The sequence below is a fragment of the Cellulomonas aerilata genome (assembly GCF_007991755.1).
Taxonomy (GTDB): Bacteria; Actinomycetota; Actinomycetes; order Actinomycetales; family Cellulomonadaceae; genus Pengzhenrongella; species Pengzhenrongella aerilata.
In genome coordinates, this window is sequence record NZ_BJYY01000023.1 from 24315 (window position 1) to 40734 (window position 16420).

Consider the following 16420-nt stretch of genomic DNA (forward strand, 5'->3'; position numbering starts at 1 on the left):
CCTCCGCCGGCTGACGCCGCCCGTCAGGCCCCGCCCGTCAGGCCCCGGGCGCCGGGGCCCGATCGGCCGCGTGCCGCTCGCGCAGCCGGCGGCCCTTCTCGCTCGCCTGCGCGCGCAGGGAGTCCTGGAACGCCACCATCGCCCCGGCGAGCCGGCGGGCGTCGTCGTCGACCCCCGCCGCCAGGATCCGCACGGCGAGCAGTCCCGCGTTGCGGGCCCCGCCGATGGACACGGTCGCCACCGGCACGCCGGCGGGCATCTGGACGATGGACAGCAGGGAGTCCATGCCGTCGAGGTACTTCAGGGGCACCGGCACGCCGATGACGGGCAGGGTCGTGACGGCGGCGAGCATGCCGGGCAGGTGGGCGGCGCCGCCGGCGCCGGCGATCACCACGCGCAGCCCGCGGTCGGCGGCGGCGCGGCCGTAGTCGACCATGTCCTGCGGCATGCGGTGCGCGGAGACGACGTCGACCTCCACCGGCACGCCGAACTCGGCCAGCGCGTCGGCCGCCGCCTGCATGACCGGCCAGTCCGAGTCCGACCCCATGACGATCCCGACCTGCGGCTGCCCGCTCATGCTGCTCCCCCGCTCGTGGCCGTCGAGGCCGTCGCTGCGGCCGGACGTCCGGCCGGCTCCTCGCCGCGCAGGACCGCGGCGGCGGCGCGCGCCCGCGCCCGGACGTCGGCCAGGTCGTCCCCGGTCACGGTGACGTGCCCGAGCTTGCGGCCCGGCCGGACCTCCTTGCCGTACAGGTGCACCTTGGCGTCGGCGTCCAGCGCGGCGACCGCCGGCAGCGCGTCGGCGAGGTCGGCGTGGCGGCTGCCCAGGACGTTGACCATGACCGACCACGGCGCGCGCGCCCGGGTGGCGCCCAGCGGCAGGTCCAGGACCGCGCGCAGGTGCTGCTCGAACTGGCTGGTCACCGCCCCGTCGATGGTCCAGTGGCCGGTGTTGTGCGGGCGCATCGCCAGCTCGTTGACCAGGACGCGGGATCCGCCGTCGGGGTCGCGGACCTCGAAGAGCTCGACGGCCAGCACGCCGGTCACGTCCAGCCCCTGCGCCACCTGCACCGCGAGCGCCGTCGCCTCCTGGGCGACCGTCGCGTCCAGGTCCGGCGCGGGCGCGACGACCTCGCTGCAGACGCCGCCCTCCTGCACCGACTCCACGACGGGCCACGCCCGCACCTCGCCGGAGGGCCGGCGCCCGACCATCACCGCGAGCTCGCGGACGAACGGCACCTTCTCCTCGGCCAGCAGCGGCACGCCGCCGTCCCCGAGCGCGTCGAGCCAGTCGGCGACCTCGTCGGTGCGTGTCACCACCCGCACGCCCTTGCCGTCGTAGCCGCCGCGGGCGGTCTTGACCACCACGGCGCCACCGGCCTCGTCGAGGAACCGCTGCAGCGCGGCTGCGTCCGGCAGCGGCGCCCAGCGCGGGCAGGGGACGCCGAGCGCGGTGAGCCGCTGCCGCATGACGATCTTGTCCTGCGCGTGCACGAGCGCGTGCGCCGCCGGGTGCACGGGGTGCCCCTCGGCGACGAGCTGCTCGAGCAGGTCGTTGGGCACGTGCTCGTGCTCGAAGGTCAGCACGTCCGCACCAGGGACGCCGGTGACCAGCGCGCGGACGGCGCCGACGTCCGACGCCGAGCCGACGACCGAGTCCGGGACCACCTGGGCCGCAGAGGACGCCGGGCCCTCCACCAGGACCCTCAGGTGCACGCCCAGCGCGGTCGCCGCGGGCGCCATCATCCGGGCGAGCTGACCGCCGCCGACCACTGCCACCACAGGTGCTGCCACGGAGGTCGAGGGTAGCCGGGACCGCGTGGGCGCCGGCGCGCCGTCCACCCCGGAGCCACCCGGACCCACCCGGGGCCGGGATCCCGCGGGTTACGCTCCGGTCGTGACGCCCCCTGCCCGGACCGGCCCGCGGACCCTCGCCCAGCCCCCGGCACCCGGGGTGCCGGCCCGCGGAGCGTCCGCAGCGGCGTGGCGCACCCGGTCCGTCGCGCGGGTCGCCGAGCTGGCCCGGTTCGGGTCCGTGGGCGCCGTCGCGTACGTGGTCGACGTCGGCCTCTTCAACCTGCTGCGGTTCGGTCCCGGCGACCTGCTCGAGGCCAAGCCGCTCACCGCCAAGGCCCTCTCCGTCGCCGTGGCCACCGTGGTCGCGTGGCTGGGCAACCGCTACTGGACCTTCGCGCACCGGCGGACCGGCGCCCGCGGTCGCGAGCTGCTCGGGTTCGCCCTGGTCAACCTCGGAGGGCTCGCCGTCGGGCTCGCGTGCCTGGGGTTCTCGCACTACGTGCTCGGGCTGCGGTCCCCGCTCGCGGACAACATCTCCGCGAACGTGGTGGGGCTCGTGCTCGGGACCGCGTTCCGGTACGTCTGCTACCAGCGCCTGGTCTTCACCGGCGCCGACGACCGATCCGCCGCGGGGAGATGAGCGACCCCTTCGGCAGCACGACGTCGGGGTCGAGCGAGCGCGGCACCCCGGCGAGGAACACCGCGAACACCGCCGGCCGGCGCTGCGCCAGCTCGAGACGACCGCCGTCGGCCGCCACCAGGTCGCGCGCGAGCGCCAGGCCCAGCCCCGTCCCGGCGCCCGAGGTGGTGCCGCGGTCGAAGATCCGGGGGGCCAGGTGGTCGGGGACGCCCGGACCCTCGTCCGCGACCTCGAGCACGATGGCGGCGCTCGGCCCGCTCTGACGTGACCGGACGGTGGTGCGCCCGCCGCCGTGCTTGAGGGAGTTCTCGATGAGCGTCGCGAGCACCTGGGCGAGCGCGCCGGGCGTGGCCAGCACGTGCGCGCTCTGCGACACGTCGATGCGCAGCTCGCGTCCGGCGGCGGCGAACGTGGGCGCCCACTCCTCCTCCTGCTGGTGCACGACGTCGATCAGGCGCAGGGCCTCGGTCGTCCCGCCCTGGGCCCGCCGCGAGCGGGTGAGCAGGTCGTCCACCACGGTGACCAGCCGCTCCACCTGCTCCAGGGAGATCCGGGCCTCCTCGCGGACCTCGGGCTTCTCGGTCGCGTCGTGGATCTCCTCCAGCCGCATGGACAGCGCGGTCAGCGGGGTCCGCAGCTGGTGGGAGGCGTCGGCGGCGAACTGCCGCTCCGCCGCGAGCCGCCCGGCCATGCGGTCCGCGCTGCGGGCCAGCTCCGCCGCGACGAGGTCGATCTCCTCCACGCCGGACGGCTCGACCTGCGGCCGGACCTGCCCGGACCCCAGCTGCTCGGCCGACGCGGCCAGGTACACCAGCGGCGCCGCCAGCCGGTTGGCCTGCCACATCGCGGTCGCGATCCCGGCGCCGAACGCCACCACCGCGGCCGCGACGACCAGCGCCACGACCCGCGCGCTGAGCCAGAACACGTCCCACCAGGAGATGACCAGCTCGACGACCGCACCGGTCTGGGCGGTCGTGCGCGTCTCGATGCGTCGTCCGTCGATCGGCTCCCCGGCGTGCAGGCGGGTGCCGTCCGGCTGGATGACCGTGACCTCGGCCGCCTGGGACGTCCGTCCACCGGTGTAGGCCTCGAGCGTGGACTGGGTCAGCTCGATCTCCCGCTCGACCCGGAAGTCGACGGCGAACGCGAGCTGCTCGGCCCGCGACTCCAGCTCGCGCACCTCGTTGTCACGCGCGTACTGCGCCCCGAAGAACGCCAGCGGGAAGCCGAGCAGGACGACGGCGACCGTGACCGCCGCGATGGTGGCCTGCAGGACGCGCCGGCGCACGACCTACGCCGCCGCGTCGGCGCCGGTCTCGAACCGGAAACCCATCCCCCGCACCGTCGAGACGTAGCGGGGCGAGTTGGCGTCGTCGCCGAGCTTGCGGCGCAGCCAGGACACGTGCATGTCCAGGGTCTTCGTGGAGCCGAGCGGGTCGCTGCCCCACACCTCGCGCATGAGCGTCTCGCGGGCCACCACGGTGCCGGCCGCGGCGACCAGCACGCGCAGCAGGTCGAACTCCTTGGCGGTCAGGTGCAGCTCGCGCCCGTCCTGGAAGGCGCGGTGCGCGGCGACGTCTACCCGGACGTCCTGCGCGTGCACCTCGTCCTCGTCGACCGGCTCGCCGTGCGTGCGTCGCAGCAGCGCACGGACGCGGGCCAGCAGCTCCGCGAGCCGGAACGGCTTGGTGACGTAGTCGTCGGCGCCGGCGTCCAGCCCGACGACGAGGTCCACCTCGTCCGCTCGGGCGGTCAGCACGAGCACCGGGGTGGTCAGCCCCTGGTTGCGGATGGCGCGGGCCACGTCGAGCCCGTCCATGTCCGGCAGTCCCAGGTCCAGGACGACGAGGTCCGCCTCGCCGGCATGGTCGACGGCGCCTTGACCCGTGCCTTGCACGGTCACGTCGTAGCCCTCACGGGTGAGCGCGCGAGCCAAAGGCTCGGCAATGGCGGGGTCATCCTCAGCCAGCAGCACCTGCGTCATCGCGCCATGCTAGGTCACGCGCAGCCCACGGCGCGGCAGAGTCCAGGTGGACGTCCGCCGGACCGCGTCCCCCCGTGGTCGGACGCCCGACGCCGTGCTCGGCCCTCCTGCTCCCCCCGCGGTCCGACGACCGTGGTCCGCCGGTTGCCTAGGCTCCGTCCCCATGGGGTGGTGGGAGCGGTGGAACCGCTGGCTGGAGTCGCGCGCCCACACCCTCGACACCCTCGCCACCGTCGTCCTCGCGTTCGTCTCGGTCCTGGTGACGGTGGTGATCTCCGCGATCGGCGGCTGGACCGCGGTGGCGTGGTCCGTGCTCGTCGTGGCCCCGCTGGCCTGGCGACGACGCCGTCCGGTCGCGTCCGCGGTCGCCGTCTACGCCGCCGGCCTCGCGCACACGGTCCTGGGGCTGCCGCTGCTCGTCCCGGCCGACCTCGCCGTGCTGATCGCCCTCTACTCGGTGACCGTCTACGGACCGCGCTGGGCGCACCGCACCGCGATCGCCACCGGGCTGGTGGGGTGCGCGGTCCTCGGCGTCGCCCTCATGGTGGTGGACACCGCGTACGGGGTCGGCGGTGGCGCCGGGGTGACGGTGTTCACCGGCATGGCGGCGCTGGTCGTCTGGGCGTCCGGGCTGGTGAAGCGCTCGCGGCGCGAGACGCTGCTGGTCTGGCAGGACCGCGCCGAGCGCCTGCGCGTGGAGCGTGACCAGCAGGCGCAGATCGCCACCGCCGCCGAGCGCGCCCGGATCGCGCGCGAGATGCACGACATCGTCGCCCACTCCCTGTCCGTGGTCATCGCGCAGGCCGACGGCGGTCGCTACGCCGCCCAGGCGGACCCCGCGGCCGCCGCGCGGTCGCTGGGGACGATCGCGGAGACCGGGCGCGCGGCACTGGCCGACATGCGGCGCCTGCTCGGGGTGCTGCGCGACGGCTCCGACGACCGGGACGGCGGCCCCGGCGCCCCGGCCACCCCTGCCCTCGTCCCGCAGCCGGACGCCGGGGACGTCGAGCAGCTCGTCGACCAGGTGCGCGCCACCGGGGTCCGGGTCTCGCTGGTCCGCATGGGCACCCCGCGCACGCTGCCCCCCGGCGCCGGGCTGACCGTCTTCCGGATCTGCCAGGAGTCGCTGACCAACGTCCTCAAGCACGCCGGGCCGGACCCGACCGTCACCGTCCTGGTGCAGTGGACGCCGTCGGACCTGGTGCTGGAGGTCAGCGACGACGGCCGTGGCGCCGCGGCGATCGACGACGGGGCCGGGAACGGGGTCCTCGGGATGCGCGAGCGGGCGGCCATGTTCGGCGGCACGCTGACCGCCGGTCCCCGGGCCGGGGGCGGCTACCGCGTCCGGGCGCAGCTGCCGCTGCCGGCGGGGACGTGACGCGTCCACCCGTCGGTCGGCCGCCCGCCCTGCCGTCCGTCGGTCCGTCGGCCCGTCCGTCCACCCGGCGTCGCCCCTCACCTCTTCCTCCCCCGAGCCCTGGAGCCGCACCGTGAGCACCTCGTCCCCCGTCGACCCGTCCCCGGCGACCCCTGGCGCGCCCGTGCGGGTCGCCCTGGTCGACGACCAGCAGCTCGTCCGCGCCGGCTTCCGGATGGTCATCGACTCCCAGCCCGACCTCACCGTCGTCGCCGAGGCGGGGGACGGCGAGGAGGCCCTGCGGGTGCTGGACGCCCAGGCGACCCGCGGCGGGGTCGACGTCGTGCTCATGGACGTGCGGATGCCGCGGCTGGACGGGCTGGCGGCCACGGCGCGGCTCACCGCGGCGTCGGTCGCGGACCCCGGTCGGGCGGTGCCGCGCGTCATCGTGCTCACCACCTTCGACCTCGACGAGTACGTGCTCGCGGCGATCCGCGCGGGCGCCAGCGGCTTCCTGCTCAAGGACGCCCCGCCGGAGGAGATGCTCGCCGCGATCCGCACCGTGCACGCCGGGGACGCGGTCATCGCGCCGTCGAGCACGCGGCGCCTGCTCGAGCACCTGGTCACCGTGCTGCCCGACGACCGCCCGGACGACGGTGCGGCGGCGCAGGCCCGGGCGGCCCTGGCGGCGTTGACCGACCGCGAGCGGGAGGTGCTCGTGCTGATGGCCCGGGGCCGCTCCAACACCGAGATCGGCCGGGACCTGTTCGTCGCGGAGGCGACCGTCAAGACCCATGTGGGGCGGATCCTCGCCAAGCTCGGCGCGCGCGACCGGGTGCAGGCCGTGGTGACGGCGTACGAGACCGGGCTCGTGCACCCCGGCCAGTGAGCGGTGAGCGGTGGGCCGGTCGCGCGGGCGTGACGGGCGCGGGGGTGATGGGGCGCGGGCGTGATGGTGCACTGAGTGGGGCGCGGGGCGGGACGGCGCCGACCCCCGGCGCTCACCGGCGCGGCCGGCTCGGCCCCCGGGACGAGACGCGCGCCGACGGGTCCACCCGGGGGATGACCTCGGTGCCCGACCGGGGCTCGATGCGGCGCTGACCTGCGGGTCCATAGGTTCGGAGCATCCCTTCCGACGCCTGACCACAGGAGCAAGCCATGGACACGACCGTGTACCGCCCCCTCGACCCGCCCGGTGCCGGCGGCGGCCTCCCGTCCGGGGGCGCGGCCGGTTCCGTGCCGGTCACGGCGCCCGCCACCCTGCCCACGGAGCCCACGGCGCCCACGTCCGTCCCGGCGTCCCCGGACGGCCGGGTGGCCGTGCACGCCCGCTCGCTGAGCAAGGTGTACGGCTCAGGCGGGTCCGCGGTCCGGGCGCTGGACGCCGTCGACGTCGACTTCGGGGCCGGCGCGTTCACCGCGATCATGGGCCCGTCCGGGTCCGGCAAGTCCACGCTCATGCACCTGCTGGCCGGGCTGGACACTGCGTCGTCCGGCGCCGCCTTCCTGGGGCAGACCGAGATCACCCGGCTCGGCGACTCCGCCCTGACCGAGCTGCGCCGGGACCGGGTCGGCTTCGTCTTCCAGTCCTTCAACCTGCTGCCGATGTTCACGGCCGAGCAGAACATCCTGCTGCCGCTGGAGCTCGCCGGGGTGAAGGTCGACGCCGCGGCCCGGGACTGGTTCGACACCCTGGTGAGCACGCTGGGGCTGACCGCGCGGCTCGGCCACCGGCCGGCGGAGCTGTCCGGCGGGCAGCAGCAGCGGGTGGCGATCGCCCGCGCCCTGATCGCCCGGCCCGAGGTGGTGTTCGCCGACGAGCCGACCGGCAACCTCGACTCCCGTGCCGGGGCGGAGGTGCTCAGCTTCCTGCGCCAGTCGGTCCGTGAGCTGGGACGGACCGTCATCATGGTCACGCACGACCCGGCCGCCGCGGCCTACGCCGACCGCGTCGTCCTGCTGGCCGACGGCCGCATCGCCGGCGACATCGCCGACCCCACCCCCGAGTCGGTCCTGACCGGGCTCGACGCGCTGCGGTCGCTGGACGCCACGGTCGCCGGCGCCCCCGCCGCACCCGGGTCGGGGGTGCGCTGATGCTGCGCCTGACCCTGGCCCAGATGCGCCGCAGCCTGGGCCGGCTGACCGCCGCCGGCGTCGCGATCGCCATCGGCACGGCCTTCGTCGCCGCGACGCTGATCGCCGGCGCGGTCATCACGCGGACCAGCCTCGACGCCGTCTCGGCGTCCTACGCCGACGCCGACCTGGTGGTCACCACGCCCGGCGAGGACCTGACCGAGCCCGACCTCGCCGCGCTGCGCCGGGTGGACGGCGTCCGCGCCGTCGACGGCCGGTCGGGCCTGTGGGTGGAGCTCACGGCGGGGAGCCGCCGCGTGGTCACCGCGACCACCGCGGTGGCCTCGGACCCGCGCCTGGAGGCCCAGGCGGTGCTCGACGGCGCGTTCCCGGCCGCTCCGGGAGAGGTGGCCCTGCCGGGCCCGGTCGCCGAGCGGCTCGGCGTCGGGCTGGGCGACGAGGTCACCGCCCAGCGCGGTGCGTGGGTCCCCGCGGACGCCCCGGACGCGGAGTGGGTGGAGCGGCCCGAGCCGCTCACCGTGGTCGGTCTGACCGACGACCCGGCCGGGGCGTTCGCCCAGTCGGGCGGTGCCGCTGTGCTCTCGGCCGACGACGCGCGCCGCTGGACGGCCCAGGACGCCGTCGACGGCGAGCCCTCCTACGACGACGCGCTGCTCGTCCTGGCCGACGGCACCGACCCGGCCGGGACGCTGCCCGCGGTCGCGTCCGCCGTCTCCTCCGCGGTGCCGGGTGCCGAGGTCCGCACCAAGGACGACCAGGCCCGGGCCATGACGGCCGAGCTGACCGACGGCACGGACGTCTTCACGATGATCGTGCTCGGGTTCGCCGCGGTGGCGCTCCTGGTCGCCGCGCTGGTCATCTCCAACACGTTCCAGGTGATGATCGCGCAGCGCACCCGGACCCTGGCCCTGCTCCGGTGCGTCGGGGCGGACCGCCGCCAGCTGCGCCGGTCCGTGCTGCTCGAGGCGGGGCTGCTCGGGGTGGCGTCGTCCACGGTGGGGGTCGTGCTGGGCGTCGTCGTGGCGCAGGTGGCGCTGTGGGCGCTCGGCGGCCTGGCGCTGGACGTGCCGCTGCCGTCCGCCGTGACGGTCACGCCGGCGGTCGTGCTGGTGCCGCTGCTGGTGGGCACCCTGGTCACCGTGCTGGCCTCGCTCGCCCCGGCGCGGGCCGCCACCCGGGTCGCCCCGCTCGCCGCGCTGCGGCCGGCGGACGCCCCTGCCGTGACGCACCGGGGCAGCCGTCCTCGGCTGGTGCTCGCGGTCCTGCTGACGCTCGTGGGTTCCGCGCTGCTGGCGCTCGGCGTGGTCGCGGGCCGGGTGGTGGACCCCGTGGCGGCGCTCGGGCTGGGCGTCCTGGGCGGTGCGCTGTCGTTCGTGGGAGTCCTGGTGGGCACGGTGTTCTGGGTCCCTCGGGTGGTCGGGTCGTGCGGCCGGCTCGTGGGACGCAGCGGGACGAGCGCCCGGCTGGCCGCCGCGAACACGGTCCGCAACCCCCGGCGGACCGCGGCGACGAGCACCGCGCTGCTGATCGGCGTGACCCTGGTGACGATGATGAGCACCGGTGCCGCGTCCGCCCGCGTCACGCTGGCCGGGCAGCTGGACGAGGAGTTCCCGGTCGACGTGCAGATCACGGCGGGCGGCGGCGCGCTGGACCTCGTGACGCCCACGCTCGTCCGCGCGGTGGAGGGTGTCGACGGGGTCGAGCAGGTCGTGACGGTGCCGAGCGTGCCGCTGGTGGTCGGCGCCGGGGCGCCGGCGCACGGGGACGTGGGGACGACGCTGTCGACGACGGCCTGGGTGCTCGAGCCGTCCGTCGCCACGGGTCTCGTGCGGACTCCGTCGGTGGTGGACGGGCTCGCCGACGGCACCGTCGTGGTCGGCGAGACCCTCGCCCAGGACCTCGGGGTCGTGTCGGGTGACTCGCTGACGCTGTCCGTGCAGGGCGCTGACGGGTCCCCGACCGGGGAGCCCACCGCGCGCACCGTCGTGGTGACCGCCCTCTCCGGGCTCGTCCTGACGCCGAGCACGGCCGCCGCCCTGCCCCTGGAGGCGGCGGGGGCGTCAGCCGACGGCTCGGCCGTCGACCCGGCGGGCGGGACCCTCGACGAGGCCTGGGTGCGCCTGTCACCGGACGCCGACCCCGCGGTGGTGGTGCCGGCCGTCCAGGACGAGCTGTCCGAGATCGCCGTCCAGGTGGTCGGCGCCGCGGTCGAGCGCGCGATGTACGAGGGCATCATCGACACGCTGCTCGCCGTCGTCGTCGGCCTGCTCGCGGTGGCGGTCGTCATCGCCCTGATCGGGGTGGCGAACACGCTGTCCCTGTCGGTCATCGAGCGCCGCCGGGAGTCGGCCACGCTGCGGGTCATCGGGCTGTCCCGGCGACGGCTGCGCGCGTCGCTCGCGATCGAGGGCGTGCTCATCGCCGGGGTCGGTGGCGCCCTCGGGGTGCTGCTCGGCGTGCTGTACGGCTGGGCCGGGGCGGCGACCGTGCTCGGGGTGGTCGGCGACGTGCACCTGGACGTCCCGTGGGTGGACCTGGCGGCGGTGCTCGCGGTGTCCCTCGCGGCGGGTCTGCTCGCCTCGGTGCTGCCCGGACGCTCGGCCGCCCGCACCTCCCCGGTGGCGGCGCTCGCGGTGGACTGACACCGACCCGACCGACGGGCCTGTGGAACGGGGAGCTGTCCCGGGCCACGGGCCCGTCGTCGTCCCGCCGGTCGGCGGCCGCCGCCAGCGTGGGACCGTGCGACTCACCGTGGCCGGTCACGCCGGCTCCCCCGACCTCGACGTCGAGGTCCCTGACGGCGCCCGCCTCGGCGACCTGCGCCCGCACCTGGCCGCGGCGACCGGGCGGCCCGAGCTCGCCCTCCGGGCGCCCGGCGCGTCCGTGGCCGTCCTCGCGGTGGACAACGCGGTGCTCGACGACGACCAGCGGACCGGGCGTGCCCCGCTGGTCGCCGGCGCGGTCCTGCGGCTGGGGCGTGGCTCGCCGGACCCCGAGCTGCACGCGCTGCGGTCCCCGTGGCACCTGGCGGTGGTCGGCGGCCCGGACAGCGGGGCGCTGGTCGCCCTGGAGGGGGCCGTGGAGGTCGGCCGCCCGGCGCGGGTCGAGGTGGGCGGGGCGGTGCCGGTGGAGGAGGGCCGGGCGCCGGGCGAGCCGGGTGCGCCGGACGCGCCCGGGGGCGGCCGCGGGGATCGTGCGCGGGGCCCGGTCCGTCCGGGCAGGCGGCGCGCGGGTCCGGGTGCGCGCGGAGACCGTGCGCGGGGCCCGGCCCGTCGCGGCGCCCCGGGCGTGCCCGTCCGGCGGCTGGACGTCGACGACCGGTACGCGTCCGTGCGGCACGTGGTCGTCGAGCTCCGCACCGGACGACGCGCCGGAGGGGCCACGGGCCCGACCGTGCGGGACCTGGGCTCCCACAACGGCACCGTCCTGCTGCGGGCCGGCGGCCGAGGCCGGCCGCGACGCGTCGGCCGGCGACGCCGGCGCCTGCGCCGCGGTGACCGGGTCGTGCTCGGCGGGACGGTGCTGGAGGTCCGGACGCGCCGGGACGTCGAGCGGCTGCGCGGATGGCCGGAGGGCATCACGCCCGACCGGAACGGCCCACTTACCGGCGGTGCACCCCCGGTGCCGCGGGCCGGGGCGTCGACCTGGCTGGCCGGCGCCCTCGGCGGCGTCGTCTTCGCGGTGGTCACCGGCAGCCCGTCCATGCTGGCCCTCGCCGCCGTCGGCCCGCTGACCGCCGTCCTCGGGGGTCTCGTCGACCGCGCGGTGGGTCGACGCCGCCGGGTCCGGTCCGGCACGCCCGTCCGCCGCGGCCTGCCCACCGGTCGTCGCCGGCCGGACCGCGCGGTCCCGGACGACCGCCTGCCCGACGACCGCCTGCCCGAAGGTCGCCTGCCGGACGACGGCCTGCTGGGCGACGGCTTCCGGGCGCCACTCGCGTCGGACCTGCGCACCAGGGCACTCCTGGCGGTCCACGGGGGTGACGACGCGGGGTCGGCGCGGCGCCGGGACGGCCCGACCGACGGCATGGCCCGGGCCCCGGACGACGGGCGAGCGGGCGGGATCCCGCCGCGGGACCGGCCCGCGCACCGGGCGCCCGTGGCCGTCGTCGGACCGCGTCCGGCGGCGCTCGCGGTGTCCCGCCTGCTGGTGTGCGCCGAGCTCACCGCCGCGGCTCGGGACGGCAGGCCGGTCGACGTCGAGGTCCGGCCGCGCACCGGCGCGGCCGAGGCGTGGGCGTGGTGCGCCTGGGTCGGCGCGTCCAGGTCGGCGCCGGGGTCCGCGCCGGGGCCTGCGCCGACGGTGGTGGTCGTCGACGGCGCGCACGACCGGTCAGCGCGGGAGTCCGCCGGCCTCGCCCCCGGGCTCCCGTGGCCGGCCGACCGACCGGCCCACGACGATCGGGCCCACGACCGTCAGCCGCTCGTCGTCGTCGTCGAGGACGACCCCGCGCGCGTGCCGGCGTGGTGCCGGACCCGCGTGCAGGTGCACGCCGACGGGGTCGCCGCGACGGTGCACGGGGTCGCGGACCTGCGGGGGGACGGTGACCGCACGACGGCGGACCACCGGGGCGGGCGGGCGGTCAGCGGGGTGTCGACGGCGTGGGCGCAACGGCAGGCGCGCCTGCTCGCGGCGGTCCAGCAGCGCACGGCGACCGGGCACGGCGCCGCACCACCCGTCGCGGCGCTCCCCCGCGCCGTCGCCCTCGCGGACCTGCCCGGGATCCCGCTGCCCGACGAGGGCGCCGTGCTGGCGGCGTGGGAGGGCGCGCACGGACGCCGGCCGGGCGGGCTCACGGCGCACCTGGGAGCCGGTGCTGACGGCCCGGTCCTGCTGGACCTCGTGCAGGACGGACCGCACGCGCTGGTCGCCGGGACCACCGGCGCGGGCAAGTCCGAGCTGCTCCAGACCTGGGTGCTGTCGCTGGCCCTGACCTGCTCGCCGGCGGCGCTCGCGATCCTGCTGGTCGACTACAAGGGTGGCGCCGGGCTGGGCGCGTGCATGCGCCTGCCGCACGTGGTGGGCCAGGTGACGGACCTCGACCCGTCCCTGGCGCAGCGCGCGCTGACCGGCCTGCGCGCCGAGCTGCGCCGTCGCGAGCGGCTCCTCGCCGCCCACGGCGCGCCCGACCTCGCCTCCCTGCGCGACCGGGCGCCGCAGGAGGCTCCGCCCAGCCTCCTCGTCGTGGTCGACGAGTTCCGCGCGCTGCTCGACGACCTGCCAGGGTTCGTCCCGGGCCTGCTGCGGGTGGCGGCGCAGGGACGCTCGCTCGGCGTCCACCTGCTGCTCGCGACGCAGCGGCCCGGCGGCGCCGTCGGTCCTGACCTGCGGGCCAACCTCGCCGTGCGGGTGTGCCTGCGCGTGACGGACGCGGCGGACTCGCTGGACGTCCTCGACGTGCCGGACGCCGCCCGGATCCCCCCGGGCCTGCCCGGTCGCGCGCTCCTGCGCCGCGGCCCCGGCGTCCCCGAGCCCCTGCAGGTCGCGCTCGCGGACGCGCGTCCGTCGACCGCGGCCGAGCCCGTCCGACGCGTCGTCGGCGCGCGGCGACCCACGGGGGCGCAACCGGCCGCCGTCCGTGAGGCACCCGGGCGCGTCGCGGTGCGCGACGGTCCGGACCTGACCCAGGCGTGGGTCGCCGCCGCGGTCGCCGCGGCGCGGCACGCCGGCCTGCCGGCCCCGGACGTCCCGTGGCTGCCCGCGCTGCCCACCACCGTGAGCTGGGCGGACCTGACGGCGCACACGCGGACCGGGGAGCGTGCTGGGGCGTGGTCGCACGCCGCGTCCGCCGGCCGCGACCTGCCCGGTGACCCCGAGCACCGGCACGCCGGCCCGGACGCCGCGCTCGCGGTCGCGCTCGCCGACGAGCCGGCCGCGCAACGACGCAGCGTGGTGGCGTGGCCGGCGCGGGACGGCGGGCTGCTGGTCGTCGGCGCCCCGGGCTCGGGACGCACCACGACGATGCAGAGCCTCGCCGCCCGCGCCGCTGCCCAGGGGTGGCAGGTGCACACGATCTCCGCCGGGACGCCGGTCGGCCTCGGACCGGGAACGGTGTCACGCACGGCCGGGACCTGGGCGTCCACGGACGACCCCCGGCTGATGGCGCGGCTGCTCACCGTGCTGGCCGGTCGACCGGGTGCCGGTCCCAGCGGCTGGAACGGCACCGGCGGCCCGACCGGCGCCGACGGCGGCACCGGCCCGACCGGCGCCGACGGCACCACTGGCCCGACCGGCGCCGCCGGCACCACGAAACCCGAGCTCGGGACCGGCACGACCGGCCCGCACCTGCTGCTCGTCGACGGGCTCGAGACCGTGCTCGAGGTCCTCGGCACGGTCGCGCGCGGGCGAGCCGCCGACCGGCTGGTCGAGCTGGTGCGCGACGGCCGCCGGCGCGGGGTGTGCGTGGCGGCGTCGTCGTCCCCTGCGCTGCCGCACGCGGTCGCCGGACTGTTCGGGTACCGGCTCGTCCTGCGGGTGGGGGACGCGCCGGCCGAGACGATGGCGGGCGTCCCGAGCGACCTGGCGGGCGGTCGCCGCCCACCCGGCCGTGGCGTGTGGCTGCCTCCCGGGGCCTGCGCAGAGCCCGGGGCTGACGGGGCGGACGGGGCCGGCGGTCCGGTGCTGTGCCAGGTCGCGGTGCCACCACCCGGGGAGCCCGGCTCCACGGGCCGCCCCACCCCGCAGGCCGCCGTGCGTCTGCTGCCGCTCCCGCACCGCGTCACGCTCGACGACCTCGCGCGCGCCGGGCACGTCCCGGCGCTGGACACCTCCGCCGTCCCGACCCCCACCGTTCCGGCGCCCGCCACGTCCGCCCACCCGAGGTCCGCCGTCCCGATCGGGCTGGGCGGGGACGACGCCGGACCGGTTCACCTGCCCGTCGAGGGCGGTGCGCTGGTGGTCGGCCCCGGGGGCTCAGGTCGCTCGACCGCGCTGGCGGTCCTCGCGCACGGGATGCTGGCCCGCGGGCACGAGGTGCTGGTCGTCGCGCGCGACGGACCGCTCCGCGACCTGGGCGAGCATCGGCTGCCCGACCGCACGTGCGGGTTCGGTGCCGGGCGGGTCGACGCCGTCATCGACGCCCTGCGTCGTGACCCGGACGGGCACCTGCGTCCGGACCGGCGGAACCGCCGGGTCGTCGTGCTGGTGGACGACCTGGACGCCCTGGAGCAGCTGGACCCCGTGGCCGCGGCACGGCTCGTCACCGCGCCGCCCGGCGGCCCAGGCATGCCCGCCGCCTGGAGCCTGGTCGCCTCGGCGCACACGTCGGCCGCGTGCGTGTCGTTCCGGGGGGCGATCGGCGCGCTGCGGACCGGGCGACGCGGGCTCGTGCTCACCCCGCAGGAGCCGGGCAGCGCCGAGGTGTTCGGCGTGGACCTGTCCTGGGACGTCGACGTCGCCCGGCCGCACGACCCCGGTCGTGGCGTCGTCGTCCTCGGGCGGCGGACGGTGCCCGTCCAGGTGGCCCACCCGCCCGGGGCCGCCTGAGGGCGCCCGAGATCCGGTCCCGCCAGAGGGCGCTCCGGGCCCGGCGGCCGTCCGCTCAGGCGGGTGGCCGCTCGGCCGTGACGGCCACGACGGACGGGAGCAGCAGACCGACGCCGACGGCCAGCGCGCTGACCAGCACACCCGTGGCCCACGGGGCCAGCTCGACGCCGAGCCACCCCACGCTCATCACCACGAGGAGCACCTGCCACGTCATCACCGGCGAGCGGGCCCACCGGCGCCCGGCCCACAGCCCGCGGACGCCGAGGACCAGCACGGCGGCGACACCGAGCGCGAACAGGACCAGGAAGACGGCCGCCCCGGGCAGCCGGCTCTCGCCGCGGACCAGCCCGAGGACCCAGGCCGAGGCCAGCCCGACCAGCAGCCCGGCCTGCACCAGGACCAGCGCGCACACCACCGTCAGGGCGGCGGGGCGACGTCGGGAAGAGTGATTGTCGGGCACGGCTGCTGTTTTGTCGTCCGGAACAGGAACGCCGTCCGGCGACCGGTCCGAGGGGCGACGAGCGGAGCGGCTCACGCGTCGACCCTACGCGCGGCGACGGCACCCTCACAGGACAGAACTGCAGGCCAGGGTGTGATCAAGACCTCAGCCGTGATCGGGTCGAAACCTCACCGTGACCTCTTGTGGACTACGCGGTCAGATGTGAACCTTGACGCAGGTTTTGTTCGAACCCTCAACGCGAGCCGACAACCCCTGCGGGGGTCGGCTCCACCTGTGCCTAGGAGCTGTCATGGATTGGCGCCACCGCGCTGCGTGCCTGGACGAAGACCCGGAGCTGTTCTTCCCGATCGGGAACACCGGGCCTGCGCTCCTGCAGATCGACGACGCGAAGGCCGTCTGCCGTCGTTGCCCCGTCGTGGACACGTGCCTCAAGTGGGCCCTCGAGTCCGGCCAGGACGCCGGCGTCTGGGGCGGGCTGTCGGAGGACGAGCGTCGCGCCCTCAAGCGCCGCACCGCGCGCCAGCGTCGGGCCAGCTGAGCGGCGGCACCGCACCACCCACGCGATGCCCGGGCGAGCTCCTCGCCCGGGCATCCGTGCGTCCG

The 16420-nt window shown here is 77.2% G+C and carries 12 protein-coding genes; 7 read left to right on the forward strand and 5 right to left on the reverse strand.

All coding sequences use genetic code 11. The annotated features are described in order from the left end of the window. Nucleotides 1-37 precede the first annotated feature (37 nt). Both purE and CAE01nite_RS17695 read right to left on the reverse strand, forming a co-directional pair. Complete coding sequence (purE, locus tag CAE01nite_RS17690; RefSeq protein ID WP_146906867.1) at nucleotides 38-577, reverse strand: 5-(carboxyamino)imidazole ribonucleotide mutase; 540 nt, start codon at nucleotides 575-577, stop codon at nucleotides 38-40. Continuing rightward, a complete protein-coding gene (locus tag CAE01nite_RS17695) occupies nucleotides 574-1794 on the reverse strand; it encodes a 5-(carboxyamino)imidazole ribonucleotide synthase (protein WP_146906868.1) in 1221 nt (406 codons plus the stop codon). Before CAE01nite_RS17695 ends, purE begins: the two co-directional genes overlap by 4 nt. A 103-nt stretch (nucleotides 1795-1897) precedes the next feature. Here CAE01nite_RS17695 and CAE01nite_RS17700 point away from each other — a divergent pair, with 103 nt between their 5' ends. Continuing rightward, entirely contained in the window at nucleotides 1898-2437 is a 540-nt protein-coding gene (locus tag CAE01nite_RS17700; protein ID WP_307725012.1) for a GtrA family protein, read from the forward strand. Here the strand turns inward: CAE01nite_RS17700 and CAE01nite_RS17705 are convergent. Then, nucleotides 2400-3725 (reverse strand): sensor histidine kinase, encoded by a 1326-nt coding sequence (locus CAE01nite_RS17705; RefSeq protein ID WP_146906869.1) that lies wholly within the window; start codon nucleotides 3723-3725, stop codon nucleotides 2400-2402. The two genes, CAE01nite_RS17700 and CAE01nite_RS17705, sit on opposite strands and share 38 nt — an antisense overlap. 3 nt (nucleotides 3726-3728) lie before the next feature. Then, nucleotides 3729-4421 (reverse strand): response regulator transcription factor, encoded by a 693-nt coding sequence (locus CAE01nite_RS17710; protein ID WP_146906870.1) that lies wholly within the window; start codon nucleotides 4419-4421, stop codon nucleotides 3729-3731. A gap of 163 nt (nucleotides 4422-4584) precedes the next feature. Between CAE01nite_RS17710 and CAE01nite_RS17715 the strand changes: the two genes are divergently transcribed. The 5 genes from CAE01nite_RS17715 to CAE01nite_RS17735 all read left to right on the forward strand — a co-directional run bounded on the left by CAE01nite_RS17715 (nucleotide 4585) and on the right by CAE01nite_RS17735 (nucleotide 15357). After that, entirely contained in the window at nucleotides 4585-5799 is a 1215-nt protein-coding gene (locus CAE01nite_RS17715) for a sensor histidine kinase (protein ID WP_146906871.1), read from the forward strand. Nucleotides 5800-5911: 112 nt separating this feature from the next. Further along, nucleotides 5912-6667, forward strand: a complete 756-nt coding sequence (locus tag CAE01nite_RS17720) for a response regulator (RefSeq protein ID WP_146906872.1) — start codon at nucleotides 5912-5914, stop codon at nucleotides 6665-6667. Nucleotides 6668-6936: 269 nt separating this feature from the next. Next, complete coding sequence (locus tag CAE01nite_RS17725) at nucleotides 6937-7872, forward strand: ABC transporter ATP-binding protein (RefSeq protein ID WP_146906873.1); 936 nt, start codon at nucleotides 6937-6939, stop codon at nucleotides 7870-7872. After that, nucleotides 7872-10514, forward strand: coding sequence for an ABC transporter permease (locus tag CAE01nite_RS17730; RefSeq protein WP_146906874.1), 2643 nt, complete (start codon nucleotides 7872-7874; stop codon nucleotides 10512-10514). The genes CAE01nite_RS17725 and CAE01nite_RS17730 overlap by 1 nt, the downstream gene beginning before the upstream one ends. A 97-nt stretch (nucleotides 10515-10611) precedes the next feature. After that, nucleotides 10612-15357 carry an FtsK/SpoIIIE domain-containing protein gene (locus CAE01nite_RS17735; RefSeq protein ID WP_146906875.1) on the forward strand — a complete coding sequence of 1582 codons (4746 nt, stop codon included), beginning with the start codon at nucleotides 10612-10614 and terminating at the stop codon, nucleotides 15355-15357. A gap of 55 nt (nucleotides 15358-15412) precedes the next feature. Here the strand turns inward: CAE01nite_RS17735 and CAE01nite_RS17740 are convergent, their stop codons facing one another. Further along, a complete protein-coding gene (locus tag CAE01nite_RS17740; protein ID WP_146906876.1) occupies nucleotides 15413-15817 on the reverse strand; it encodes a hypothetical protein in 405 nt (134 codons plus the stop codon). Between the two features lie 289 nt (nucleotides 15818-16106). Here CAE01nite_RS17740 and CAE01nite_RS17745 point away from each other — a divergent pair, with 289 nt between their 5' ends. After that, nucleotides 16107-16355 carry a WhiB family transcriptional regulator gene (locus CAE01nite_RS17745; protein WP_146906877.1) on the forward strand — a complete coding sequence of 83 codons (249 nt, stop codon included), beginning with the start codon at nucleotides 16107-16109 and terminating at the stop codon, nucleotides 16353-16355. The last annotated feature ends 65 nt before the right edge of the window (nucleotides 16356-16420 follow it).